Origin of the sequence: Scytonema hofmannii PCC 7110 (genome assembly GCF_000346485.2) — a bacterium.
Classification (GTDB): domain Bacteria; phylum Cyanobacteriota; class Cyanobacteriia; order Cyanobacteriales; family Nostocaceae; genus Scytonema; species Scytonema hofmannii.
The window spans coordinates 4,062,836-4,088,961 of sequence record NZ_KQ976354.1; the positions used below are offsets into that span (position 1 = coordinate 4,062,836).

The 26,126-nt window shown below is 40.3% G+C and carries 23 protein-coding genes and 1 pseudogene; 10 read left to right on the plus strand and 14 right to left on the minus strand.

Annotation, left to right across the window (positions count from 1 at the left end):
- Positions 1-133 precede the first annotated feature (133 nt).
- Positions 134-307, plus strand: coding sequence for a TIGR03985 family CRISPR-associated protein (locus WA1_RS52795; protein ID WP_081402894.1), 174 nt, complete (start codon positions 134-136; stop codon positions 305-307).
- A gap of 20 nt (positions 308-327) precedes the next feature.
- Positions 328-951: an HD domain-containing protein gene (locus WA1_RS16610; RefSeq protein WP_017746571.1), complete on the plus strand. Its 624-nt coding sequence runs from the start codon at positions 328-330 to the stop codon at positions 949-951.
- Positions 952-1,169: 218 nt separating this feature from the next.
- On the opposite strand, the gene WA1_RS16615 is transcribed toward WA1_RS16610, so the two are convergent.
- Positions 1,170-1,424, minus strand: a complete 255-nt coding sequence (locus tag WA1_RS16615) for a hypothetical protein (RefSeq protein ID WP_017746572.1) — start codon at positions 1,422-1,424, stop codon at positions 1,170-1,172.
- A 232-nt stretch (positions 1,425-1,656) separates the two neighbouring features.
- Here WA1_RS16615 and WA1_RS56985 point away from each other — a divergent pair, with 232 nt between their 5' ends.
- Genes WA1_RS56985 through WA1_RS16625 form a run of 3 tightly spaced genes read left to right on the plus strand, consistent with a single transcriptional unit; the run spans position 1,657 to position 3,564 of the window.
- Positions 1,657-1,863: a hypothetical protein gene (locus tag WA1_RS56985; RefSeq protein WP_158516644.1), complete on the plus strand. Its 207-nt coding sequence runs from the start codon at positions 1,657-1,659 to the stop codon at positions 1,861-1,863.
- Entirely contained in the window at positions 1,850-1,987 is a 138-nt protein-coding gene (locus WA1_RS56990; RefSeq protein ID WP_017746574.1) for a hypothetical protein, read from the plus strand. Before WA1_RS56985 ends, WA1_RS56990 begins: the two co-directional genes overlap by 14 nt.
- 59 nt (positions 1,988-2,046) lie before the next feature.
- The gene (locus WA1_RS16625) at positions 2,047-3,564 is read left to right on the plus strand and encodes a caspase family protein (RefSeq protein WP_051077092.1); all 1,518 of its coding nucleotides are present in this window, start codon (positions 2,047-2,049) and stop codon (positions 3,562-3,564) included.
- 750 nt (positions 3,565-4,314) lie between these two features.
- On the opposite strand, the gene WA1_RS52810 is transcribed toward WA1_RS16625, so the two are convergent.
- Together WA1_RS52810 and WA1_RS52815 are read right to left on the minus strand one after the other, a co-directional pair.
- Positions 4,315-4,458, minus strand: coding sequence for a hypothetical protein (locus WA1_RS52810; protein WP_017746577.1), 144 nt, complete (start codon positions 4,456-4,458; stop codon positions 4,315-4,317).
- Positions 4,442-4,606, minus strand: a complete 165-nt coding sequence (locus WA1_RS52815; RefSeq protein WP_017746578.1) for a type II toxin-antitoxin system HigB family toxin — start codon at positions 4,604-4,606, stop codon at positions 4,442-4,444. The genes WA1_RS52810 and WA1_RS52815 overlap by 17 nt, the downstream gene beginning before the upstream one ends.
- 66 nt (positions 4,607-4,672) lie before the next feature.
- Between WA1_RS52815 and WA1_RS16630 the strand changes: the two genes are divergently transcribed.
- From WA1_RS16630 to WA1_RS52820, 3 genes and pseudogenes are all read left to right on the plus strand, one after another.
- Positions 4,673-5,017, plus strand: a complete 345-nt coding sequence (locus tag WA1_RS16630) for a hypothetical protein (protein ID WP_017746579.1) — start codon at positions 4,673-4,675, stop codon at positions 5,015-5,017.
- 8 nt (positions 5,018-5,025) lie between these two features.
- Positions 5,026-5,463 carry a type II toxin-antitoxin system VapC family toxin gene (locus tag WA1_RS16635; RefSeq protein ID WP_017746580.1) on the plus strand — a complete coding sequence of 146 codons (438 nt, stop codon included), beginning with the start codon at positions 5,026-5,028 and terminating at the stop codon, positions 5,461-5,463.
- Between the two features lie 37 nt (positions 5,464-5,500).
- Positions 5,501-6,616, plus strand: a pseudogene (locus tag WA1_RS52820) (IS4 family transposase); the annotation flags it as partial.
- A 175-nt stretch (positions 6,617-6,791) separates the two neighbouring features.
- Here WA1_RS52820 and WA1_RS16650 read toward each other — a convergent pair.
- From WA1_RS16650 to WA1_RS16670, 5 genes are all read right to left on the minus strand, one after another.
- On the minus strand, positions 6,792-7,037 hold the full coding sequence (locus WA1_RS16650) for a hypothetical protein (RefSeq protein WP_017746583.1): 246 nt from the start codon (positions 7,035-7,037) through the stop codon (positions 6,792-6,794).
- Positions 7,038-7,180: 143 nt separating this feature from the next.
- Entirely contained in the window at positions 7,181-13,486 is a 6,306-nt protein-coding gene (locus tag WA1_RS16655; protein WP_017746584.1) for a DEAD/DEAH box helicase, read from the minus strand.
- Positions 13,483-14,436 (minus strand): hypothetical protein, encoded by a 954-nt coding sequence (locus WA1_RS16660; protein WP_017746585.1) that lies wholly within the window; start codon positions 14,434-14,436, stop codon positions 13,483-13,485. Before WA1_RS16660 ends, WA1_RS16655 begins: the two co-directional genes overlap by 4 nt.
- Before the next feature lie 91 nt (positions 14,437-14,527).
- Positions 14,528-18,346 carry a coiled-coil domain-containing protein gene (locus WA1_RS16665; protein ID WP_017746586.1) on the minus strand — a complete coding sequence of 1,273 codons (3,819 nt, stop codon included), beginning with the start codon at positions 18,344-18,346 and terminating at the stop codon, positions 14,528-14,530.
- A gap of 136 nt (positions 18,347-18,482) precedes the next feature.
- Positions 18,483-19,352, minus strand: a complete 870-nt coding sequence (locus tag WA1_RS16670) for a sugar kinase (protein ID WP_017746587.1) — start codon at positions 19,350-19,352, stop codon at positions 18,483-18,485.
- A gap of 89 nt (positions 19,353-19,441) precedes the next feature.
- On the opposite strand from WA1_RS16670, the gene rsmI reads away from it, so the two are divergent.
- On the plus strand, positions 19,442-20,284 hold the full coding sequence (rsmI, locus tag WA1_RS16675; RefSeq protein ID WP_017746588.1) for a 16S rRNA (cytidine(1402)-2'-O)-methyltransferase: 843 nt from the start codon (positions 19,442-19,444) through the stop codon (positions 20,282-20,284).
- A gap of 30 nt (positions 20,285-20,314) precedes the next feature.
- Here rsmI and pth read toward each other — a convergent pair whose 3' ends face one another.
- From pth to psbH, 3 genes are all read right to left on the minus strand, one after another.
- Complete coding sequence (gene pth, locus WA1_RS16680) at positions 20,315-20,950, minus strand: aminoacyl-tRNA hydrolase (protein ID WP_017746589.1); 636 nt, start codon at positions 20,948-20,950, stop codon at positions 20,315-20,317.
- A 57-nt stretch (positions 20,951-21,007) separates the two neighbouring features.
- Entirely contained in the window at positions 21,008-21,256 is a 249-nt protein-coding gene (locus tag WA1_RS16685) for a TatA/E family twin arginine-targeting protein translocase (RefSeq protein WP_017746590.1), read from the minus strand.
- Between the two features lie 264 nt (positions 21,257-21,520).
- Positions 21,521-21,724 (minus strand): photosystem II reaction center phosphoprotein PsbH, encoded by a 204-nt coding sequence (gene psbH, locus WA1_RS16690; protein WP_017746591.1) that lies wholly within the window; start codon positions 21,722-21,724, stop codon positions 21,521-21,523.
- Between the two features lie 83 nt (positions 21,725-21,807).
- Here psbH and psbN point away from each other — a divergent pair, with 83 nt between their 5' ends.
- Positions 21,808-21,939, plus strand: a complete 132-nt coding sequence (gene psbN, locus WA1_RS52825; RefSeq protein WP_081402896.1) for a photosystem II reaction center protein PsbN — start codon at positions 21,808-21,810, stop codon at positions 21,937-21,939.
- 259 nt (positions 21,940-22,198) lie between these two features.
- Here the strand turns inward: psbN and WA1_RS16695 are convergent, their stop codons facing one another.
- The 3 genes from WA1_RS16695 to WA1_RS16705 form a co-directional block, all read right to left on the minus strand.
- Positions 22,199-22,405, minus strand: coding sequence for a bacteriocin (locus WA1_RS16695; protein WP_017746592.1), 207 nt, complete (start codon positions 22,403-22,405; stop codon positions 22,199-22,201).
- A gap of 515 nt (positions 22,406-22,920) precedes the next feature.
- Entirely contained in the window at positions 22,921-24,651 is a 1,731-nt protein-coding gene (locus WA1_RS16700; protein WP_026135013.1) for a serine/threonine protein kinase, read from the minus strand.
- A 269-nt stretch (positions 24,652-24,920) separates the two neighbouring features.
- Positions 24,921-25,775, minus strand: a complete 855-nt coding sequence (locus WA1_RS16705) for an alpha/beta fold hydrolase (RefSeq protein WP_017746594.1) — start codon at positions 25,773-25,775, stop codon at positions 24,921-24,923.
- Positions 25,776-26,126: the final 351 nt, after the last annotated feature.

Consider the following 26,126-nt stretch of genomic DNA (forward strand, 5'->3'; position numbering starts at 1 on the left):
TGCTAATCTATAAACATACACCCACAAGCAGCAGACATCATGAAGAGAGAAGAGAGAGAAGTTTTTAACTATTCTCCGACTGTAGAAGTCTTAAAATTGTTAACGCCCCGTTCTTTAAAACAATACTTAGGAAATTTGGAAGCAAGATAATATTCCATTAGTTAGATTGACATATCAGAGTGTCAAGCTATATCAGAAAACTGTCAATTGTATTGTTTATCCAGTTTGTATTTACTATTACCAACGCGCACCTTATCTATTTGCTTACGGTCAAGTTCCCAAACGAGAAAAGGAAAATAGTTTATAAATAATCGCGATCGCAACACTATGAACTTAAACGCCACAGATACATCAAAATTAACCCATCGTTTTGAACAAGCTTTGGTTTACGCTACCAGACTCCACGCCAAACAAACTAGAAAGGGAAGTAAAGTCCCTTATATTAGTCATCTTTTAAGTGTAGCAGCATTGGTATTAGAAGATGGTGGGGATGAAGATGAAGCGATATCAGCATTATTACATGATGCTGTAGAAGACCAGGGAGGGAAAGCAACCCGCGAAGCCATTTTAAATATATTTGGTGAAAGAGTCATCGAAATCGTTGATGGTTGTACCGATGCAGATACTATACCAAAACCGCCTTGGAAAGAACGCAAAGAGCAATACATTGAAAAATTGCGTTATGCTTCCGCTTCAGTTCGCAGAGTAGTGCTAGCAGATAAATTGCATAATGCGCGTTCTATTTTAAGAGATTTGGATAGGGAAGGGGAAGCAACTTGGGAAAAGTTTAAAGGTGGGAAGGAAGGAACGTTATGGTACTATCACACTCTAGTGAATTTATTTTTAACTACCGATCCTAATTCTTGGTTAGTTAGGGAATTAAACGACGTTGTTAGCGAGTTTAACAGTGACCAGTCACAATTTGCTCAAAGTAATCCGGTAAGATATTAGGCAGCATAATTGAGTCGTTGCTCTATTTCCTGATGCAAAGCCAGGTAATGACGGTAATCATTTGCCCATTCTATAAATAGAGCATCATCTGACAATAATCCCCGAATCCAACCACACTAGCTATTTATTTCTGCTATTTTTACATTCATCCATCTTTAAGTGTAAAACGCTGAAAAACAGTAACAAGCGCTACTGTTCTTATCCCTAACTCCTATTACTCAATCATCAATATCATCCTGTTCAGAATTGTCTTGAGAATCCTCATCGGATTCTTCATTCTTACTCTGTGGTTCGGGACAATCTATTTTTTCAGATTTATAAAATCCCCAAAGAATCTCTTTAGTTTCGCGATAAGCCGGGTACGGCGGCGCTGCCATGCGATCGCATTGTTGTTCAATGCGTTCTAGAGTTTCTTTTTTTTCAGATTCATACTTAAAATTGAAGTCAAAATCAAAACTTTTTTCGCCAGACATAACTTTTTTCCTGCATTATATAATATATCCCAACTTAATCTCGACGCAAAACTCTTTTAGAGCAAACTTACTCGCTCAAAGCTAAACCTAGGGCGAGGGATAAATTAGTGTGGCATTTTATACTTTATATAAAAGTAAAGAAACACAAAGTGAAATGCAATGAATGTCAAGTGTAAAAATGCCACATAGTATAATTATCCTGATACAAATCAATAAAACTTAAAGGGTCAGGATGATGGGGGAATCTACTGTTAAACTTATAATTGCCTTGCAAGATTCAGATTTAGACGAAGAAGAGTTAGACAAGCTGACAAAGAATTTGCTGCAAGAAATAAAAGACCTGGATGATATTGAAAACCCATGTCTTGCGGCAATTACACAAACACCCCAAGGGACAAAGTTATTTGGAAGTTTTCATGCAGGGGATGTTGCCGGCTGAAGTTAGCACTGGAAACCTTAAGAAATTGATTGGATTTGTGGGCGATCGCTTGGGTAACAAATCCATTGATTTTAAAGTCCAAGCCAAAGGCAAAAAACTGAAGCTCAAAGCCCTAGCTAGCTAGAGCTGCAAGCGGTGTTTCAGGCAGCGAGAGCGATTTGTATCATTGATGTAGAAATCATCATGGCTAAGAAAGTTGCACTACTGATTGGTGTTAGTGAGTACGGACAAGGTTTAACTCCACTCCATGGGGCTGTAAAAGATGTGGAAGCAATGCAGCAAGTTTTGCAGCACCAAGAGATGGGTAATTTTGATGAGGTGATGTCGTTATTAAACCCCGATCCTCTGGCAATGATGGAGGCGATTGAGAGTTTATTTTCTGGTCGAGCCAAAGACGACCTTGTACTGCTATTTTTCTCCGGTCACGGAATTAAGGATGAGAACTTTAAGCTTTACTTTGCAACTGGTATCACCCGCAAAAGCCAAACAGGAGAACTTGTGAAAGCAACTGCAGTTCCAGCAAGTTTCATACATGACATGATGAACAATAGTCGCTCAAAGCAACAAGTGGTGATTTTGGATTGTTGCTTCAGTGGAGCTTTTGCCCGAGGTTTATCAGCAAAAGATGATGGTTCTGTAACTATCAAAGCGATCTTGGGTGGCGAAGGAGGAGCCGTCCTAACATCTTCGACGTCTACCCAACTTTCTTTTGAACAGCAAGGGGGAGACCTATCAGTTTATACTCGTTATCTAGTCGAAGGTATTGAGACGGGCGCAGCTGACATAGATAATGATGGTGTGGTTTCTGTTAATGAGTTGCACGACTACGCCAAACAAAAAGTTCAAGAAGCGGCTCCAGCGATGAGACCAGAGATATATACCATCAAAGAAGGTTATAAAATACGATTGGCTCAAGCACCTACTGATAATCCAAAGCTAAAATACCGTAGAGAAGTTGAGCGTTACAAAAGTCAAGGTGAGATCTCCTTTGTTCGTCGTAGTATCTTAGACGAGCTTCGAGATAGTCTGCAACTATCACCTGAAGACACTGAAGTTATTGAAATGGAAGTTCTTAAGCCTTATCGGGAGTACAGAGAAAAATTACAGCGATACGAGACTGTGTTATCTGAAGCGCTCCAACGCGAAAATCCCCTCAGAGACAATACCCGCGATGATTTGAAACGCTTGCAGCAAATTTTAGGTCTAAGAAAGGAAGATGTAGAACCAATTGAAGAACGAATTCTTGGGAACACATCAGAAAGGGAAGCGAGCGATCGTCTTTCACCCATACAACAGACTCTTACTTCACAGCCTCAAACTGTGCTTCCAGAGCTAAATGCTAGTATAGACATTTCTGCACGACCCCCAGGAGCGCAACAAGGTACACAAGCCAACGATCTTCGCAGTGCTTCCACTCTTCGTAAACTGCTACTACTGGTGATTGGGGTAGGTATTACCACTACTGTGACCATTGCGACTTTCAAATGGGGAACTCCAAAATTAACTTCATCTGAATCGTCGTCATCAAACTTAACTGATATTGATATACTGACACAAAAACCTCTGACACAAGAAAAATGTAAACGGTTAAGAGAGCTATACCTCCATACAAATGAACTATATAACCGTATTCCCCTTGAAGATGGGGATATTAGGATTGAATGCAAACAAAAGTGGAATGTCGTTATTCCTACCGGCTGAGTTCTGTTGCTGTAGACTGCTTTTTAAGCATCCTCCCTAGAGCGTCGGTCTAGTAGAAGTAGTTGACATAAAATGCAGGATATGAGTCTCGTGTAAATCGAACTTTTAGGCGCTCAGGTTTTATGCGCTCGCTAAAAACTAGATCTAAAAATTTAGCCTGAAATAGGCGGTTTAACTTATACACATAATTCTATTTTTGTCAACCGTTATTATTTAACTGACGCTCTAGTAAAGTTTGTGGTGAAAATGAAACTTGTTCCTGAAGGCACTCGGAAAATGACGTGAATTTTAAGTGTAGGTTACATACCACAAACTGGAGACAAAGTATGATCGGTCACTCCTCTCAGCGGACAATCGAGCTGAGTATTTTTGCTTTCTTCTGTTTTAGCCCAATAGCTTGTTCACTTGTGTATCCGAGGAGGATCGTCGGTTTTACGCTCTAAGCCAGGAAGACATAACGCAATAGTAGGAGAACTTCCAGAGGACACAAAGGTGAATCTTATTTCTCAAAGAAATAACAAGAAAACAATGACTACAACTGCTATTAATGAATATACTGCCATTCCACATGAGATGACCACAACGATTACCGATCAATATACTGGAAGTCGAGGTGAGTGGATAAAAGTCAGAGCTCAAACAGACGCAGAAGGTTATGTCTTAACAAGTCAAATAAGACCCTGCTTCACGCATCCCTAATGAATTGCCTTGCAGATAACTTTATTAAGAATGATTAACTACAACATAAATTCATTCTGTAACACGATAAAGACTCTTGTTCTGTTCCTCGGCTAGTGCGATCGCACGCTCATTTTCTTCATCCGTTTTAATTACCTTGGGTTGATATTCAACCAGTAAATTGGTATAACTTTCTGGATTAATAGTAAGGGTCATTTGTCCACTTATCTTTGTCGTATTCGGCATGAGTTAAAACATATTTAATAAAAATTGTGGCTTCTGGATAGATAATATCTACTATTAAGCGATACTTGTGACTGTAAGTGCGATCGCCTCTTTGGAAAGCTGCGTATTTTAACCACATTTCCCCTACTAGTTGCTAAGATTGATGTATTGCGCTCGTTTAAAACTTTAATTTTACATGACAACCATGCCACAGAAGGCTAATTTGAAGATAAATATCTTATTAGAGAATAAAAATGATAGGGTAATTGCTTCTGCCCTAGAGCTTCCCTCTTATCGAGTGGAAGCTACTACTCGCGAGGTAGCACTTGAAACCCTTGAGCAACTCTTAGCGACTCACCTTAAAGATGCAGAAATTATTCCTGTAGAGATTAATATGTCTGAAGCTACAGATGAAGAAAATCCTTGGATTAAGTTTGCAGGCTTTTTCAAAGACGATCCATATTTTGCTCAAATTGCAGAAGCAATTCGAGCTGAAAGGGAGTCAAACGATGATTCAGAGGTTGACCCCTCCTTGTACATGGTTGAGTAGTTCATGTCATGAGTCGATTTATACTAGACACAGACCATGTTTCATTATGGTTTCGAGGTCATTCCTCAATTTGTGCTAGAGCCGCGCAATCTTCATCTAATATTGCAGTTACGATTGTCACGGTTCAAGAGCTGTTTAATGGATGGGTTGTTAATATCAATAATCCCTCCTCTGCCAAGAATTTAGTCGAGCTGTACACAAGGTTCTGGGCAACGGTAGAGTTTTTGCAAAGCGTAAAGATATTAAATTTTGATGCGGCGGCTGACACACAATATTGGCAGCTACTTAAGGAGTATCCCCCGCTCCGCAAAAATCGAATTCAGAAAGATGTGCGGATTGCAGCGATCGCCCTCTCGGTCAATGGTGTTTTAGTGACTCGCAACCAGCGTGATTTCTCGCAAGTCCCAGGCTTGCTCTTGGAAGACTGGACACAAAATACTGTCTAAGCCTGGATAGATCTATCTCAAATCTTATGAATCTTCTAAAACCTCAATTAGTGAAGCCCGTCAACGCACTGGATCTGCAGTGATGACTCGTTTGTTTGAGATGGTAGCTAAACCATTAGCAACGATTTTAACACCGGGTGCTTTTTTGGGAGGATTGCGAATCATGGCCTTAGACGGAACAGTTTTTGATATACCTGACACAGTTGAAAATGCCAGAGTCTTTGGTTATCCAGGTTCTCCCAAAGGTACACATCCAGCATTCCCGAAAGCGAGATTAGTTTTCTTGCTAGAAGCAGGTACTCATTTAATTATCGATGCCTTCATCAGTCCATATCGAATTGGGGAAAGAAAAGGGGCTTTAAAACTCTTACGAAGCGTTGGTTCTGGTATGTTACTAATGTGGGACTCTTGATTGCATTCTTTCAAGATGGTTTACGCAGCCATCAATCAAAAGTGCCATTTTCTAGGTCGAGTCCCAGCCAATGTAAAATTTGAAGTTGTCAAGACTTTAGCCGATGGTTCGTATTTGTCATGGATTGCACCTGATGGCAAATCTAAAAAGAAGGGTGCGACGCGAATTCAAGTTCGCGTGATTGAATATGTGATTGAAGAAAACGGCACTGAACAAGTTTACCGTTTGATTACCGATTTGATGGATATTAGCACCTATCCGGCATTGCTTCTAGCACAAGAATATCATCAACGCTGGGAAGCAGAAACCACATTGGATGAATTAAAAGTTCATCTAAACGGTCGCAAAACTCCTGTCCGCTCCAAGAATCCTCGTGAGGTGATTCAAGAAATTTATGGTTGGTTATTAGCACATTATTGCATACGTTCTCTCATGTTTCAAAGCGCAACGCTAGTTGGAATTTCTCCTTTACGTTTAAGTTTTACTGGTAGCCTACGCGTGATTCGACGTGCCATTCCTCAATTCCAACAAAATCTTGACAATTCTAAGAATCTCAACATATATTTTAGCTGGCTAATGGAGGAAATATTAGACTTAGAAATCCCCCCACCACAAAACAGAACTAATCCAAGAGTCGTCAAGAAAACTCGCTCAAAACATAAAAGTAAAAAACGATGTCATAGAAATAATGGGACTCAACGACAACAACTCTCTTTCTTAATTTTTCCAGCCGCTAGTTAATAGAATTTCTGTTTGTCATTAAAGCCAAGTCTTCATTCTCAATTGATCGTTTAACGTTTTCAGTATTGGTTTTCAATTAACAATCAGGTTTGTTTGACAGAGCTAAATTCACTACTGTCACAAGTATCTTATCGGTTGTTTTGTTCTCGGAAATAAAACGCGAACATATTAGTCTTTATTTCACCCCCCATTTCTCCTTAACCGAGCAGTATTGCATCGGGTATTGCTCATCCTCATATTTTTCGCTCAAAGCAATCAAAAGTTCAAATAAAGCAAATTCTTCTGCTGTTTTATTTTGACGATGCGCCAGATCCTCAGCTAGTGCGATCGCACGCTCATTTTCTTCATCAGTTTTAATTACCTTGGGTTGATATTCAGCCAGGAAATTGGCATAAATTTCTGGATTAATAGTAAGGGTCATTTTTCCGTTCCCTTTAATAATGAAGTATAGATTTATCCGCGTTCATCTGCGTTTATCTGCGGTTCCATAACTGCATTAACATTTTGACCAAGAGGCTTGACATAAAAGCATATGTACGCATCTTTTGTATAGATACTTATCCCTTACACCTCCAACTCAGTGACTACAACATAACTTCGTTCTGTAACACAATAGAAATCCCTTGCTCTTGGCTCTAAAAAGTCAATCCCCTTATCAAATAAGACCTGAAATTTCTGTCCGTCTTTTTGATAGACTTCAAGTTCTCGTGCGTGAGGAAAATGGACGCGATGTTGCCAAGGTCGAACAATTATATTTAGAGAAACTCCCCTTTCTTTGAGTTTGCTCAGAGCTAATTCGAGTTGGTGTTTTCTCTGTTTCTGTGTTTCTCCTTGTGAATCTTCTAAAACCTCAATGGTCACAGAAGAATTTTTATTCAGCCCATCACTTTGTAACAGATGGGCAAGAATTTTAGCTCCTTTTTCATTTAAGTAGCGATCGCGATACACTATCTGGCTGAGACTACCTAACAAAACTTTGTCTAATCCCAGTTTATGACGCAACTGAGGTAATGTTAAATCTCCCCAATTTCTATCTGGGAATGCGACTGAAGTTTGTGGATCTTCGAGTTCTTTAGCTGTCACTAACTTGGCTTGTGATCGCAAACCCTGTAATCTTTGAAAAACAGTACTGACTCCTTCATAGCTTCTTGTTTGAAACCATTCCCATATACCAATCTCTGAATTTTGATGAAGTTGCAAAGCAATCCGGTTTTGTTGCTCGGTATTCAGACACAAAATTGGCAAAGCGCTAACGGGAGTTTTATAAAGTTTAAGCAATCCTTGGTCTATCCACTGTCCCAAGCGTTTGTAGAACACCTGTAGATAAGTTTTTTCTGACTCCGAAGCAACACCACGCGCTTCTAGTAACTGATTGACAATTAATTCTAATGGAATTTTGCTACGTTGCATTGAGTAAACAATATCTTCTAACAATGCAAACCAAGATAACGGTGAATTATTGTTTAAATTATACCTATCTAACAAACTTGGTAAATAAATTGTACTCACTTCACTCGCCCTTCGCGAGACTGCAGGTAAGCGATCTGCCATCTGAGCTAATTGCACGCGAGACGCATGAGGAGCAAAGTTTTGTAATTCTGGATCGGGAGCAAGTTTTTCTACTAAAGGTCTTAGAAAGTCAGCTATTAAATTCCGTTTTAACTCAGCATGAAATGGCTGATTTGAATAAGTTCTCAAACAATCGTAACAACTCGTATCGCAGCTACAAGTGGTAACAATTTGATAAGCTAACTCTAGTACCTGTTGAAAATTGTCTGCAATTCGTTTGCTATAACCAGCGCCTCCTGGCACGTTATCATATATAATAATCTCAGCCAATCCATCAGTTAAAGGTCTAAACAATCCATCGAGTTCTTGTCGTGGAATATCAATAGCTTGAGCGGCGGCGGCTAGTAAAGCGTAAGTGAGAGAACGCCAAAAATCCAAGCCATTAGTTGCTTGATTGGCAGTGTTTGTAACTGATGAAACGGTATTGCTATCCCTATAATTAACAACTTTGCCAAAAAGCAAATTAGGTTTGGTATCTCTATCAAATCTTATTTTGAGTAGATCGCTGCGGAATTCATGACCTAGATGAAGCAGTTCATAACCTCCTTTACATTCTCTCCCAGTAATAGGGTGATTGTGAATCAGCAGTTGAGATGGCGAAGGAGTTGAGGGCTTTTTACCCTTAGGCTTACTATTATTTGTTTGGTTCGCTATTTGAACCCTCTCACTTAAGTTGTAACCGCAAGTTTTACAAATCGCAAAACCTTGCTTGTTGAATCCTTTACCGGGTGCTAATCCTTGGTTTGCAAGGAAGAACCTTCCGCCTTGACTGGTTGTGAGAAAATAAAAGCCAGAATGAGAAAATTCTTCTGCTTTTTCTCCTTCACCTGCTAAGAAAACCTGAGATGTTGGTTGGCGTTGGGGTTTGGTGTATGGAGTCACTTTTGGAGTTGCTGTCCACTCCGTACAGAAAGCTTTGGGAACTTTATATGCTTTCATTTTCTTAGCAGCTGTTGAGGGTTCTACATTACAGACAGGACACTCATCGATCGCAACTGGCTGATTTGAGCGAAGAAAATGATTGCAATTGTGACAAATCCAGTAGTATTCTTGCTCTAAATCTCCTGGTCTGACAATTGCTACGCTTTGATAAACTCGGTCATCTACAATTATTTCTTGACCAGGTGCATATTCACCCAGGGCTAAACGGCGATCGCGTTCCAGTCTGTGTTTCCCTTGAGAGGATTTGTACTCATTGCTTTCACCTGTCAGTAAACGCACGACATCTATAGGGAAACCGTAAATTGGCAAAATACTGGCTTGCACTAATTCATCATGAAGTCGGCGTTTGGCAATTTTATCAAGCTCATCTTCAACACTATCGCGCCGCTTTTCGAGCACCTTGCGTTTTTTGCGATCGCTTTCTGCGCTAATGTCTTGCAGAATATTTTGCAGTAGTGATGTCAGTCCGTTCCAGTCTCCAAGCTGCTCTCGCTCAAAATTTGATAGTGCTTCCAAAAACAGATCGATAACGTTTTGAGCAGTCCCTACACTCTTCAGTCGCTTAATCCAAGATTTTGCAATGGAACGAGCGCGATCACTATCCAACCATTCCTGAAACTCACAAAACAGTGAAGTTGCAGGCGAGCTAAAATTTTCAGCAGAATAGTTTTGTGGTAAACTGAAGAAATCGCCAATTTTGACTTCCTCTGCACCTACATTATGAATTCTCAAAAACTCAGCTAGTAACTCAGATCGGAGGTGACGCTGTTGAATTTGAAGGTTACCCACATCTAATTTAGGAATTTGATTGCTACCTGCTATGAGCTTTTCTGGCTGCTCAAAATAAAATCGATCGTGAGGACGCCGCTGTCCGTACATTAAAGTAATTGCAACACCGTCAGTACGCCTTCCCGCACGTCCAGCCCTTTGCTGATAATTACTGACATGAGGTGGAAAATTCCGCAAAACGACGGCTTGGAGTTCCCCTATGTCTACTCCCATCTCTAAGGTTGTCGAACAACTGAGCATATTGATTTGTCCGCGTCGAAAACGATTTTCCCGTTTTTCTAATTCACCAACACCTAGCTGTGCTGTGTGTTCTTGCGATCGCAACGGTAACGGCGCTCGATGTTTGATAAGATGCTGTTGATAATGCTCGTTTGTGACTCGTGTCATTTTTTCGCAAGAGTAAGGTTGAAGCTTCCCTTGACACTTATATGACGGACATCCAAAGACATTAATTGTTGGTTTATCTACTTTCGATAAACCAGGAACGTGAGCAATGTGCTGACAAGAACTACATTGATACCAATCTTCCTCTGTGTTCTGAAGATTCAATTTCATCCAATTGAGTTGATAGCCATTTTTAGCACTGACTAATAAACGAGAATCTTTAAGCTGCTGAAAAAGCCAAGTTAACTTTTCTCGACTTGGAAATCTTTCCCCAAATAGCTGAAAATAATACCAGCCCAGACGATTTTGGGCTGCGCTCACTTTTCCGTCTTTTCTCCACTTTGGCAAAAATGAAGGAGAATCTTGAAATTTTTTCCTTTCTTCTGGTGATTTTTCCAGAAACAAATAATTTTTAGATTTTCCTTGAACGTCCACCATCTCTGGACGAACATTCTCAACACCACCAGTTTCAGGAAAGTACCGCGATGCACCATCAATACTCACAATTCCCGTGCGGCGAATAATATCTGTAAGCACTGTCAAGAAAATTTGTGCTTCATCTTTGGAAATTTCAAATTGAGTAGATACTAACTCAATCAGGCGTTCATCTAAAGATTCAAGATGACAAGCCAAAACCGTAAATGCTTCTAATGTATAACGACGGTTAAAAGGTAAAGCAAATTCTCGGAGTAATAGCTCCTTCGCACGTGCTTCAGAAGCATCTTGGCAATCTTTCTTATTGTCTAGACTCTCCTCATCTTCTGGAAAATAGCTAAGGTAGTTACGTCGTGAATCTCGGTCAGGGTGGGGAATTGATGTTTCTAAAAATAAGAGTTTTAATTGGTTAATGACTTGAGACATTGAAGTAATATTATCGTTATCTTTGACTTCTTCAAAAGCTCTCCAAATCATTTGACGGTAAAGGATTTCTGTATGATTTCGCTGATAATCAGAAGCAAAAAATGCAGCATCTTGGCGACCATCAGAAAAAGTCAAGAGTTTTCGTTTGGTAGCACCTCCTTGAATAGCTTCTGATTCTGGTAAAATCTTAAAAAGACTATCAATCATAGCCTCTAAAGGTTCATCAGTGTAAGCAACAAAACGATTAATTGCTTGAGCGCGAATCGGTCTCGTACCACAAGCCGCACACTTGGGAAGGTAGCATCCTTCTAAATCTTTGGCATTGTTTTGAGAATGACGATACCAAGCTAAATGAAATTCACCTTGTCCTTGAGATTTTTGTGAAAAGGTTTCATTGGAGGGAATCCCAATCCAACCATTTCGCTGACGTATTGTAAAAGTTTGTGGTGCGGAAGAACTAATTTCCTCTTCTATTTCACCAATCTCCTCGTCTTCTATGACGCTGTCTAAAACCCCTGAAGTCAGGGTGTAAATGTTTTTATGATTTTCTTTTTCTCGCAATCCTTGATTCGATCTAGGAAGAGATTCTAATTTAGATGAATTATTTAGTTGAGTGAAAGTATAAGCTTGACCGCATTGAGCGCAACTACCCAACTCTAAAACTGGTGCGGTACAGTAATCGCAAGTTATCTTTTCATTTAAATAAAGACGACCGTAACGTGGTGACTGTGGATAGTCTGGATCGCATTCTACACCAGAACAATCGGGATTAATACAAGCATAAACACCTTCTAAACTCCGAAAAAGAAGATGCAGACGAACTGGTAATAAAGGCAAATCTTCAGGATTTTCACGCGCTAGAGTGCCTAATTGTAGTAGATTAGATAGTGCTACTTTGGCATCTGTATCATCAACTTGTCCATCTAAAGTGAAAGGGAGATTGATGCACCATAATTCTTGCGATCGCGCAACGTGTTCCCATTGTTGGGGTTGACGGCTGAGGAGATCGATGAGTCGATGTAAGAGAGGATGTTGTTTGAGAGCAAACCAAAGAAATTTATGTATATTGCCTTGGGCTTGAGATTGTGCTGATGCTAATTGTCCTTGTGGGGTGATATTGCCAAGTACATCCGACCACTGCTCAATATTATCATCAAGATTGGGGAGTTCTAGAATTCTCAAAAAGTTAAAGACTTCTTGATGACTGAATTCAGAAGGTAAAACATAAGGGCTACCCAATCTTTCTGTAGCTGTAACGCGGCTACCTCGAATAACCTGACTAAATGGCTCATGAAAAAAATCCTCAGCGAACTGCAAGACTTGCTTATCGACTAATGCATCTCCCAAGCTCGCACTTGTAGCAATACAGCGTATTTGTCCGGGTTTTTCTATACCGATTGCTACCTTTAAACGCTCTAATAGCATGGAGACTTCGCTACCAGTAGAGCCGTTATAAGTATGTGCTTCATCTACAACTAACATTTTAAACGTTGATGTTGATACCCCAAAAATTTCGTTGCGTTCCTTTGGGCGAATCAACATATGTTCTAGCATTGAGTAGTTTGTGACCAATATGTGAGGTGGTTTTTCCCAAATCTCTTCACGGGAAAGACACTGAACTTTAAGAGTTTTTTCAATAGCTTTATCGATTAATTTTTCCCGACTGTGGAGTTTTAAATTTTTTATTTCCGTTTCTGTAAATAACTCCTCAAGTTCCTTATATTCGTAAGCTGCAAATTCTTGCTCTAGCGCCTCTAGGGCTTTTTCTTTCTTTGTTTCTGTCCGGCTTGTATAAAATCCAAATCGAATTTTTATCGTTGTTTGACGACAGAGCAACTTTCGCAGACGCTTAACTTGATCGTTCACCAAAGCGTTCATGGGATACAAAATCAACGCTCTGACCCCTGAGATCAATACTTCTGTCTCCTCTTTAAGAAGCATATCCAGCATTGGTAACAAGAAGCACTCTGTTTTCCCGGAACCCGTACCAGTCGCAACAACAATATTTTGTTTGTCTTGAATAACTGCTGTAACAGCTTTTTCTTGATGTTCGTAGAGGGGGCGCTGACTGGGTACAAACAGCGGTACCATTTCTGGATGCAAAATCTTTTGATTGACTAAGCTGTTAACGCTGCTAGCTGGTTTGTAAGGTTGAGAACCTTCTAAGTAAGGATGTTGCCAAACTGTCCCCGGTTGTTCGAGTTGTTGCTTCAAAGCGTAACGGAGATGGCGATCGCGCAGTGGATATGCTGTGAGCAAGTAACGAATAAAATCTTGGCGGGGTTGTTCTACTGCTGCAATTGGGTCGAGATACTTGCTGGTCATACGAGGATGCATCCTAGTCGCTGAAATACGATTTCTACAAAGGGGTGATTTTGATTTTCAAATAGTCGATGTCGGTATCGTTCGCTGTCTGGTTCAGATAACCGCCAAAGCAATTGAGCATAAAGACTTGGTAAGATAGTTCCTTGGAGATTCAACCGACCTGGTTGTATATCCCATGGAATTTTTAAAGGATTGTCTGTTTCTCGATCTTTGTCAAACATTGCCAGAATTGCTGTATCTGGTTCTAGTTCATAAAAAGTTTGGTCTTGAAACCAGAGATACTCTCCTGTGGGAAGTTGTAGCAATGCTTTGTCTTGTAATTGGTGATAGCTAAGCGGTGTCCAACGTTTTTTTTGGCTTGTGTCGCGACGAGGTACGTACTGTTGTATGGTGCGATCGCTCCAATTTTTGACTTGAAAGGGGTTTTCCAACCAAGGAGAACGTAAGATAGCTTTGGATGGTTGGCAAGGAGGGGGTAAATACTCAATACTATCAGCAACGGTAATGAGGCGAATTCCTACTTGGTTAAGACAAGTGTTGATTCTATCAAAACCGTGTATTTTAGGGTGAAGTGATGAGTCATCACGACTTTGTTCTGTTTTTAGGGCTTGGTGGGCTAGGGGAAGATAGGCGCGATCGCCTCGAAATCTCAACCCAGTCGGGTTATCTTTGCTTTGGGTTAAAACGGTTGGAGGCGTCATGCAGTAACGATTTCTGATTCCGGCGTAAACTTCTCCTCGTGCTTGCAGTTCGGTCAAAGCTTGCTGAATTTCGGTTTGCGATAAGCCGGGTACGGCTTGCGCCAAGGGCGATCGCTCTTGCATGGAGTTGGGCGAGCCACTCGAACGGAGTAGCGAAACAATCTGCTGTTTCGTCAGCGTCATTGGTATGGTTGGGTTGTTGGGCTGTCTGTGATTGCTCAGCAGAAGAATAATTTTGTCAAACCACATTATAGTCATTTCCACTTTTGTGAGGTACTTGGATAATGAATTAACCGCAGATAAACGCTGATGGACGCTGATGAATTTTTACTTTCGTAGACTAGGAATTGCTATAGTTTACTCCTAACATTTCGCTTGCTTTTTGTAGAGATAATGGTTGCTTTTCTATGTTGTAGAAATATGCAATTTTTCTTAAATGAGGATAGGCTTCTTGATAATTATTTAAATGTAGTAACAAAATATTTTCATAAACTGAATCTTTGGGAATCTCTACTGATACAATTATATTTTGCAATTTGTTTTTGGTAATCGCTTCTTCTAAAATCTTTTTAAATAGGTCTCGTTTTTTAGGAGTCGCATAAAGTAAATACCAATTACTAGAGGGAGATTTAACAGGATCTTCCTTTTTCGTAATATATCCTGCATTCAAAAACTCTAAAAGTCTTTTAAGCTTACTTAATAAAAAATTTGAATCTAACAAATTCGGAAAATGATACTGTTGATTTTCTAAGCTAGAAATTCCTAGTTTGATTTTCTCAATATTAAAATTTAACTTCAATTTCTTTATAGTATCTATAAATTTTTCTGGCGATACATTGTTATCCAAGACTGCATACCAGTAATTTTCTCTACTTTTCTCTCCTAGTGGAACCTTAGACATATTACTCTGATCGTTAACAGACCACCATCCAAGATTTTTTATTAAGTCTTGACCACTCATCAATTGAATATGATAAACACCAATTGGTAAATTCAGACTGATTAGAATCCTTTCTTCAATCTGTTTGACGAGGGGAATCTGTACCTCTTCTGGTTGTCGATCTGGTGACAGTAAGTTCCAACAGAGTAAAGAGTATAGTTTCCTGGGCAAAAGCCCCGTTATACCAATATTCTGTTTATCCCAAACCCAACTTAAATTCTGAATTGAAGTTGGCATTTCTAACAGTCGTTGGGGTTCGTATCCCAAACGTTGGTAATCTAAAGCGTACCAATCAGAAGGAGGAAGTAGATCGTGTAAAACAGATACATGAATCGCTAAAATACCAAGTGTATCTGCTTGTAATTGATAGGAGATTTTCTCATTCTTATTAGATAAGAAGAAGATCACTTCTTCTAATGGCCAAAGTTCTTCGATTTGAATGACTTCTGCCCAAAACTTTTCTACAGTATCTTGTTTAATAGGCAGGTTTGTTTGCTCAATCCCTAGATGGTTGCGAATTCGCGATCGCTTTAAACCAGGATTTTCCAAAATTTGATATCGCGATCGCACCTCGAATTGATACGACCATCTCTTTTGAGCAAACCAGAAACGGGCTTCGTAATGTCCTGGTTCATTTATCCACTGATTCAAATGAACTGCAGCCCAACGAGGTGATGGCGATAAATTTTCAACTGAGCGAGCAACAATAACTCGCTTATCAAAACTTTCTATTAAGACATTCAGGGCTAAAACTCGATTGATGGGTGGATACCAGAAAGTAGGAGGTTCCAAGTAAATAGACTTTTTGCCCTTTAACCTTAATCCTGTCAAAACAGGTTCACTGTTATCAACGAGCTGCCAAGTAATCACCTGGGACTGATTGGTTTCAGATAGTGTTAAAGTAATAGAAGATATTGGAACTGTCAATCTCATTTGCCGACCCAGCCACCCCTTCATACTGGAAGGAATGCAACTATCTACAATTTCAATACCATCAGCTATTGTTGGTTGGATGTTGCGTGGAGTGTAACAGATGATTTCTTCAACAGCTAAAATAGAGGGATTGGGTAAATTTAATTGCAAATGTTCGCCTGTTAAAGCATCAAATATTAAACAAGGTAAGTGACTGCTAATACCTTGATACTGCCACTTCATCAGTTCCTGACGATTGTGGTTTAGTAATTGACAGTTCCAATGTTCTGCTTCTCGATTGACCTCTATAATGAGTTCTGGAATAATCAAATCTCCTTCTCTAGGAAATGTTTCTTCCCAATTCGCTTGTGGAATTTGACAGTATGTTTCCCGCAATAATCGCCATTCTGGTTTCCACAGCTTTTGTTCTGGCAATACTAATTGTGTATTCCAAGAGTCGCTAATATCCAGATTCATCATTAAAGGCTGGACGCGCCGAGCGATAATACCTCGGTTGCGTTTAACACCTGGTTTGGGTGTTAAGACTTTTATTAACGAGTCCCAATTCCGTAAGAAAAAATTTTCTGGTAAATAATTATGACCCAGTATTTCTTCTCGACCCTCTTCATTTTCTAAAGCTTGAGGCGATAATTTTTGACGTTCTAATTCTTGAGCTACTAAGGCGATCCCTTGTAATAGTTGTCCAGAAATAGGCTCCGTCTGTGTTGTCTCAGAGTAGGAAGCTTTGAGGAAATTAATCAGCGTACCCCATTGGGGATGTTTTTCCTCGCAAATGCTCAATAAGACTTGTGATAATTGTTCAACTGGGGTGTGTGCGAGTTCCCACCAACCAAAGTCATCAGCTATTTCTTGAACGAGTTGAGCAAAGTGGTTTAGGTTTTGTTCGGGAACGCCACTTTGTAACCATAGTGTGGAGACGTATTTGTATCCTCCACTAGCACGCACTAAACCTAAAAGATTTATTCCTTCGCCTACAACCTGACGCAAGGCAATTTCTACTCGTTGATTATGGTCAATATCTAAGCGATCGCAAAAGCCTTGCCAAAATTTGTCACTGGAGTAGTAGTAAGCGTATTCTGAAGTCGCGAAAGTAAAAACTTTTAACCAGTCTTGCTCCAATGCGTAAAAGTTTTTTTTCAAAGAATCATAGGTAACTGTATTTAGTTTTTGTAGGTTTTGTCCAACAACATCAAGTACTCGATCGCTCGTTTGGCGATGAACGCGAACGCTACCAAGAAATCTCTGTCCTACAGGGCGATCGCGATGCGTCCAATGAGGGAGTATTTCTTCTTCCCACAATTGTTTATATTGAGAGTTGGCAAAGGTAGATCTACTTTTTATTTCGTGTTGTAATTGATTTTTTTTAGAAGCGAGTTCTGATAATTCTTGATTCAGGTGTTGTTTTTGTTGTTGTAAATCTCTAAACTGTGTTTGTAAAGAATTAAACTTGACTTGCGCTTCTTGTTCTTGATTGCCAAGATTGCTGAGAGATTGATTCAGCAAAACTAACTTTTGTTCTAAGTTAGCGATTTGAAGTTGTAAGTGAGAGAGTTGAATCTCTAGTTGCTGCTTCTGCTGTTCTAAATTGCTTATTTCTTGAGTTAGTTTGGAGCGATCGCTCTCTTGTGCTGCTATCTGATTTTGCAGTTGGGTTAACTGTTGGGTCTGTTCATTGAGACTTTTTTCTTGTTGATTTTGCTGGGCTACTAGAACACTTTGTAGTTGACCTAGTTGATTTTTTGAGGAATCAAACTCATTATCTACCTGTTGTTTTTCTCTAATAATCGCTGCTAGGGCTTGGTTGAGTTCTGTCTGTTGACTTCTTAAGTGTTGGATTTGTGCTTGTAAAATCTGAGTTTCCGCTTCTAACTCCTGTTTGTCAGCATTTTGAGAAAGAACTGCTCGTTCAAGGTCTTGTTTTTGGGACTGATGAGATGAAACTGCTGTTTGCAATTGCTCTAGATCTGTTTGTCGAGTCTTCAGTAAAGCCTCTACCTGTTCCTTTTCTACAGTTGCAATGGAGATAGCTTTCTGTAAACTACCTTCGTGTAGTTTCAGTTGTTCTGTTTGTTTCTCTAATTCTGAAGCCTTTGCTTGTAGTGACTGTGTATCTTTCAGTTGCTGCTTGCGCTGACGTTCTACAAATGCGACACCTGCACCTGTGGCTGGTAACGTAATCAACCCTGTGAGGGCGGCTCTTCTAATATCTTTGTCAAGTGTCAGACTGATACCGAACCCCACGCCAAAGCTAAGTACACCCAAAACGAACCAGTTTCTATTTTGCATAGCTTGTCCTTTGCATATTTGAGAACCTCACTTTGACGCTGAAAAAGATTCTATGTATCAATCTAACACAGCAACCTGTTGCCAGATCCCCGACTTCTTTGAGAAGTCGGGGATCTAATTGGGGTTCTGACCAACTTCAGCCATCAAAATTGATGTCCATCCAACGACGCGTACCAAAAAACTGACATGACAAAGAAGCCACATGAGACGCTTGCTCAAGTGCATCTGTAAAACTTGACCGCAAAATATAATGACAGAACGCACCGTGAAAAATATCTCCAGCCCCCAGTGTGTCAACAGCCCGAACACTCGGCACATTTAAAACACCTCTTTTACCATCAATACGGTATTGAATGGGGTTTTCTCCGTGAGTTATGGCAATGTGGGGAATGCCAACTTGACTCAGATAGGCAAAAACTTCTTCCTCACTTTTACATTGGGGAGGATGAAAATTAGCAGAACAAATAGCGTAATCTACGAAAGGCAAGAGTTCTTCAAATCCTGGTTTCCAGCTACCACCATCAATGACAACAGGGATATTTTTGATTTTGGCCATTTGGGCGATCGCAATTCCAACCGTCATTTGATGCCCGTCCATTAGCACAATATTAACATTTTGTACAACATCTAAGGAAATAGATTTCCCAGACGCCTGAGTTTTGACAGCGTTGATGGAAATAACTGCTCGTTCACCAGTGGATTGGGTAACAATGATGGAAGAAACAGGTGGTGGGTTTTGGGTAGTAGAGTCGAGATCGATGATTCCTACTTTGTAGTTTGCCAAATCTTCTCTAATGAGTTGTGTCATTGGGTGAGAACCTACAATTCCCAACACAGTTGCGCGATCGCCCAAATGACCAAAAGTGACTGCAGCATTCGTTGCAGGTCCCCCTGCAGCCACAGTATAATCAACTGCTACAATTTTCTGGTTATTCTTAGGGGGAGACTCTGCAAGATAAATTAAATCCAGAGTCACTAAACCAATGAAGAGTCCGTTAATGGGCATTTGTTAGTGGTTAGTGGTTAGTTGTTAGTTGTTTTCTCTCCCTACTCCCTACTCCCTACTCCCTACTCCCTACTCCCCACTCCCCAATCATGCAAACAGGAATACTTTACATTGTCGGCACGCCTATTGGCAACTTGGAAGATATGACATTCCGGGCGGTGAGGATTTTGCAGACTGTGGATTTGATTGCTGCAGAAGATACACGACATACTGGAAAGTTACTTCAACATTTCCAAGTCAAGACGCCTCAAGTGAGTTATCACGAGCACAATCGTAGCAGCCGTGTTCCGGAGTTACTGGAGCAACTGAATCATGGTAAAGCAATTGCCCTAGTGACTGATGCGGGAATGCCAGGAATTTCCGATCCTGGATATGAACTGGTTAAAGTTTGTGTTGAGGCTGGGATACAAGTTGTGCCAATTCCTGGTGTAACTGCAGTCATTACGGCGTTGAGTGCAGCTGGATTGCCAACGGATAAGTTTGTTTTTGAAGGGTTTTTGCCAGCTAAAAGTCAACAGAGGCGATCGCATCTTGAATCTCTTAACACAGAATCTCGTACACTCATTTTCTATGAGTCTCCCCATCGCTTGCGGGAAAGCCTCAAAGATTTGGCAGAAGTTTTCACTCACTCCCGCCAAATTGTTATTGCACGAGAGTTAACCAAGTTATATGAGGAATTTTGGCGGGGAACCATAGCAGAAGCAATAACTGAGTACAACCAACGCGAACCCCAAGGCGAGTATACCTTAGTTGTTGCCGGCAGCCCACCGACTCAAATACAGTTTTCAGAAGCAGAACTTAAAGCAGAATTGGAGAAGTTGATACGTCAAGGAATATCGCGAAGTCAAGCCAGCCGTGAATTAGCAAAACTGACTTCTCTTACACGACGTCAACTTTATCAATTGGCTCTTTCTCTAAAGGACGAAGTATGAAGGTAAGACATAGCTACCGATCGAACACAATTACTCGGGTAAATCGAAAGAACGGCTATTACAAACATTCATTGCCTTTTCTACTCCCTGCTTGAGGCACATTTCCGTACATTCAATAATAAACTGCAGTACAAGAGACATAATTTGATTTTCAGCAACAGAAAATTTTCCCAAGACGTGGGAAATTGTACCAGAATCATCAGTGGCAGAACCTTTTGGTCTGCCTATACCTATACGCAAACGAGGAAAGTTTTGGTTTCCAAGATGGGCGATGGTACTCTTCATCCCATTATGTCCACCAGCAGAACCTGACAAGCGCAAGCGAATTTTACCCATCGGTAAATCCATGTCATCATAAATCACCATAACCATTTCTGGTGGTAATTTATACCAACTAGTAACGGCTTGTATGGACTGTCCCGAACGGTTCATGTAAGTCAGTGGTTTCAGCAGGCGGATTTTGTCTCCATTTGGGGCAAATCCTTCACCGTAGTCTCCCTGAAACTTACGATTTTCTGATAAAGGAATTTTCCACGCACGAGATAGGGCTTCTATGGCAGCAAAGCCAATATTGTGGCGCGTCTGGTCATATTTTGGTTCTGGATTCCCCAACCCCACAACAAGCTGGGGAATGACAAGAGTTTTTTTGGCAACCGCTTCTGTCATCTAAAGTGTGAAGTGTAAAGTATAAAGTGAAGAACAGAGCATTTCATCCTTTAGTCTTTAGCCTTCATCCTTTGTAGCTGCTTCTATTTGTTTGGGTTCGAGTTCGGCTGTTGTCTTGACAGCTTCTTCTAGCTGTACAGTTTCCTTCTGAAACTCGTTTTGGAACTCTTTAGAAGCATCTTGAAAACCGCGAATCGCCTTTCCCACACTCCGACCAATCTCTGGTAACTTCTTGGGACCAAAAATCAACAGCGCTACGATAAAGATAAGAGCCATTTCTGGCAAACCGATACCAAATACGTTCACAACCCTTCTCCTTTAACAGTGACCAGTGATAACAGTGACCAGTGACCAGTGACCAATCTAATTTTTAACTTAATAACTGCCACAACATCTCACATCTTGTAGTTTAGTCCAAGATTTGATTGTTCGTTAGTGGTTAGTGATGAGTTGTTAGTAGAGATACCAGCCACTAACTACTAACCACTATCAACTAACCAAAGAAAGAAAAAAACCCGGAAGAACCGGGTATGGGATAGTTTTTTATACAAGTTTTGTAAATGTTGTCAATTATCTGCCGAGGCTCCGCCAATCGACATTTACGTCTTGAACCAAGATTGACCTGTTGTAGAGCTGCAGAATAATCAGCAGAAATACGAAAAATAGTCCTATAAAAACAGCCATTAGGGGGGTAGTACCCCATCCTGGAGCCACTTTACCATACTCAGCGTTTAAAGGTCTGAGGATATCTCCCAACCGCGTCCTTTGTGCCATAGTTCACCTAAGATGAATTGCCAAAGCATTTTTTAATGTTCTGTAATATTCTATAGGAAGACTACTCATAATATATACTTCTTATGGAACCCGCAACAGTTCTTAGCATTTCTGTCGGTGCGATCGTCGTCGTCATCACGGCGTTGTCCATTTACACCTCCTTTGGCCCTCCTAGCAAGGAATTGAGCGATCCGTTTGAAGATCACGAAGATTAATGCTAGTCATTTGATAAGTGTACTAAACATCTCTAAAAAATAATGTAAAGACGTGCCATGGCGCGTCTTTACAAGGTTTGTACGCCATCCACAATGAATTTTTGGAGATGTCTGCTGTCTTTGCATCACAAACCCTAGCAAAGAGTGTAAAGCTGGCGATTTTTACAGCGTTCTTGTAAAGATTTGTGAATTTAATGAGAATTGGGGGATGACCTCCGCTCGCTGAGAGGACTAGTGGTAGCCCTCTCAGATCCCATTGCTACTGTCTTTTTTGTTGTTCTGATAGCGCTTGCAAGAATCTTTCTATTTCTCCTGGGTCAGTAATAACATAATCAGGGTTAAAGATACCCCGCCCACCAGTAACTGTTTTAAGATCCTCGTCAGGAATTTCCTCAAATTGCAGTGTTTCGGTTTTGATATCGGTTTGAATACCAGATAACAAATCAACAATTTTGATTTTGGACATAAGTACTCCTAGTTGTGTATTTAGAAGCACCCCTTATTGTTTACTCTTATACCATGAATAAATTTTTAGCGCACAAAAATTAAAAGAATTGCCAAGACTTATCAACAAGGCGTATTGTTCTAGATTTGACCTTTATATTATTTAGCTATAAGTCTTGACAAAATAATAAAAACATGGTTGTATTTTACAAGAAAAACTCTAAGAAAGTTAGCTACATTTCTTTAAAATATTCCTTTGGCTGCTTAAGTATAGCAATGAGAGCATCCCAATTTGGAAAAAACACCTAGCAATTGAAAATCGCGGCTATACAAACAAAGTCCACCTACGTGGACTTCATATGAAGTCCTTGCCTTGCGGACTTGGCTTGTATAGCAAGAGAATTCTATTCTTGCAGGCTTGTGCCAAATTGGGATGCTCCCATAGCAATAAAATTAATTTTTTTCCATTGAATAATAAAAACTAAGTTTTAAAAAATAATGCAGACATATATTTTGTCTGCAAATTGTCTGCGTTAACTATAAATTGCTGGGGGTTGTTTTAAATTTTTCTGGAGAACCTAGAGAATAATCTTCTAACTTGAAGTCAGCAAATGGTTTTTTCTCTAACCTATCCCTAAGGGCTTCATCTAAAAGAACACCTTCTGATTGTTTTCTCACTCCAATGATAATAATGCTTCTTTGATAAGCGGTTAAATCTTGGCTCGCCTGACAGTCGTTTCGACGAAATTGCCCTAAATTTAGTAAGCGATAACCTTTGACACTATTCGTATTACTAAATATTTTTTTAGCTAAAAGCTGTATCTGTTTTGAACGCTCCAGCGCCCTACGTTCTTCAGCTGCTACGACTCCTTCACATGAAGCTGTTCCTACAGAAATAATCTCTGTAGGATTTTGCATAATTCTCTGTATACCTTCTTGCTCTAAATTGGATTTTAAAGCATCAAGATTAATGATTTGATCATTGTATTTCACTTGGAAATCACTACCCAAAAGCCATTTATATTCTACTGAAAGAACAGCTACGTTAAATTCAGCAATTCTACCTTGGCTATCTCTACCTTCTTCATAGGGGAAGTAGTCAACTTTTCCTTTTCTTTCTGGTACTTGTCCGTAATTGGGAATCGAAGCAAATTGTGGAGACCGTGTTGCTAATGCAACGATACCAAGGAAGCCCAAGACCACTAGCAGGGCTGCAAACAGAGAAAGTAATGGCACTTTTTCGGATGGCTTCTGTGGTGGTACACAGTTGGATTGTGGCGGTAACGTTGTCGTATCTGGTGATGACAACTGTTGTGTATCTAAACTTCCCACAACATTGACAGTAGCGACAGCACTTCCACCCAACTGTTGTTCGATCGCAGCGAGGCGTTTTAAGATTTCTTGAGCATTGGCTGGACGTTGACTAACTTCTCTTGCCATTAGCCAATCGATACAATTTAACAGGAGTGGTGAAATGCCAACAGTGCGATCGCGCCAATGCAATACGTTGTGATGAGCATCGTACAATGTTATTGGGTTTTGTCCTGTCAGCAAAAATACAAAAGTGCGCCCCAAAGCAAAAAAATCTGATTGAGTTACAGCCAATCCATGCAATTGTTCTGGAGGGCTATAACCGGAAGACATAATTGCTGTGACACCGCCTGCACTACCATGTAGTTTTGCTAAGTAAGTTCTCGTCACCTCCCTAGCGGTGCCAAAGTCAATGAGTACCAATTGCCCATCCGGTCGAATCATAATATTAGATGGCTTAATATCTCGGTGCAGATACTGCTTTCCATGCACAAGCCCCAAAATCTCTGCTAATTGTTTCAACCAAGCTATGGCTTGGTCTTGAGAAATGGGTCTATTTTGCTGTTGTCTCAGCCACTGTTCTAAGTTAGGACCCTCAATCTTTTCCATCACAATGCAGTGTAAATTCAAACCGTCTCTGGTTTGATACTGGAAGTAGCTATCTTCATTGGGAATGCCAGAATGTTCTAATTGTCCCAATACAGCCACCTCTTGCTGAAAAAGTTCCACCGCTTTGGCGTCCCCTGATAATTTCTCTTTAAGAACCTTGAGAATTTTTGGCGTGTCCCGTTCATAAGCCTCATAAATTTTACCAAAACCAGTTTTATCGCTTAAAAGCCGCATTACCCGATAGTGTCCCTGCAATTCCATTAGGGAACCACAGCTTTGACAAAAGCGATTTTCATCATTATCTGGATGGTTGGGTTGAGGACAGATGGGATTTATGCACAGGCTCATGACAAACAATGAATAAGCGTACCAGTACTTTATAGTAGCGACTAGGAGTTACTTGTACTAATGACAGATATACGTAATTAAAGTTGCAATATCTCACGCAAAGACGCTAAGAAATATTTTGCGCTTTATTTATTTACAGGAGTTGTCAGATTAATAGAACACATGGAGTGGGGTGGGCGTCCTCGCCCGCTCTTTTATTCAGTACGGGCGGGGACGCCCGTACCACAAATACCATAAGTATTATAAGTACCACAAGAAGATGCTGTAGTTTATTGACTTGAACATTGCTCTAAATCCTGTAAAAACGCTTTTACAGTTTGATTAAATATCTCAGGCTGACTCAAAAATGGCCAATGATTACCAGGAACTGTGCTTATCTGTAAATTTTTCAGATAGGTTTTGTAGGGTTTGAGTTGCCAATCTTTGCGGTTAACTCCTTTTTCTGGTTGTATAAACAGGGTGGGAGTGTGAATTGGAATTGTAAAACCAGGAACTCGCATCACTTCTTCAAAAATTCCATTACGGGCTGCGATGGTAAATTTACTACCCCAGCTACCATCAGGTTTTTGTTCTATACCTTCTTTAAAAACCTGCTGTTGTAGCGGACTCCATCCTTGGAATTCATATAACTGACGTGCTTTCTGTTCTGCTTCTTCGTAACTAGCAAACGGTCCCATACCTTTAAGAAAAGATAAAGAATTGTACAAAAGCGGAAAAGTGACTTTGAAAATACTGGGGATTTTCCAGATAAAAATTGGGTCTATTAAAACCATGCTCCGGACACGTTGGGGATTCAGTCTTGCCCAAATCACAGCCAGTTTTCCCGACCAAGAATGACCTACAATATGAGCAGATGACCATCCTAGTTTATTCATGAGTGCTTCTAAGTCCGCGATCGCACTCTCAAAACTGTATTCTTTTTCGGGTTTGCTACTTTCCCCATGACCGCGCATATCTGGCGCAATGATATGGTAGTCTGCTGCTAAGTCATCTCCCAAGCTACACCAAACTAAGGCATGGTCGGCTAAACCGTGTAACAGCAGTAATGGTTCTTGGCCTTGGTTCCATTCCAAGTAAGAAAGTTGCATATCCGGCGTTGACAAAGTTTGACGTACAGGCTTCATGGGAAAGTTACCACACTTTGAGACTTCTTAATATTCTGTTATATCCAGGAAATTTTTTCTGCTAACTTAGCTAGTATGAATAAGTAAGACCGTGGCGAATAAAATTCACAACTATACAGGCAAAACCCACCTGCGTGGGTTTAAAAACCTGAATTTTCATTACTCAATTAGGATTGCTATAAGTCTGCGAGGTTACAAAGATTGCTAGAGCGCCAGTACAATATTCCAAAAGGGGGCAAACAACTCGGTTTCTCTTTCCAGCCAAAGCTTACAACAGTTTTCAAATAAACGAACCACACTTTGCTCTTGTGGTACGGGCGTCCTCGCCCGTGCATTAGAGAGGATGGGTGT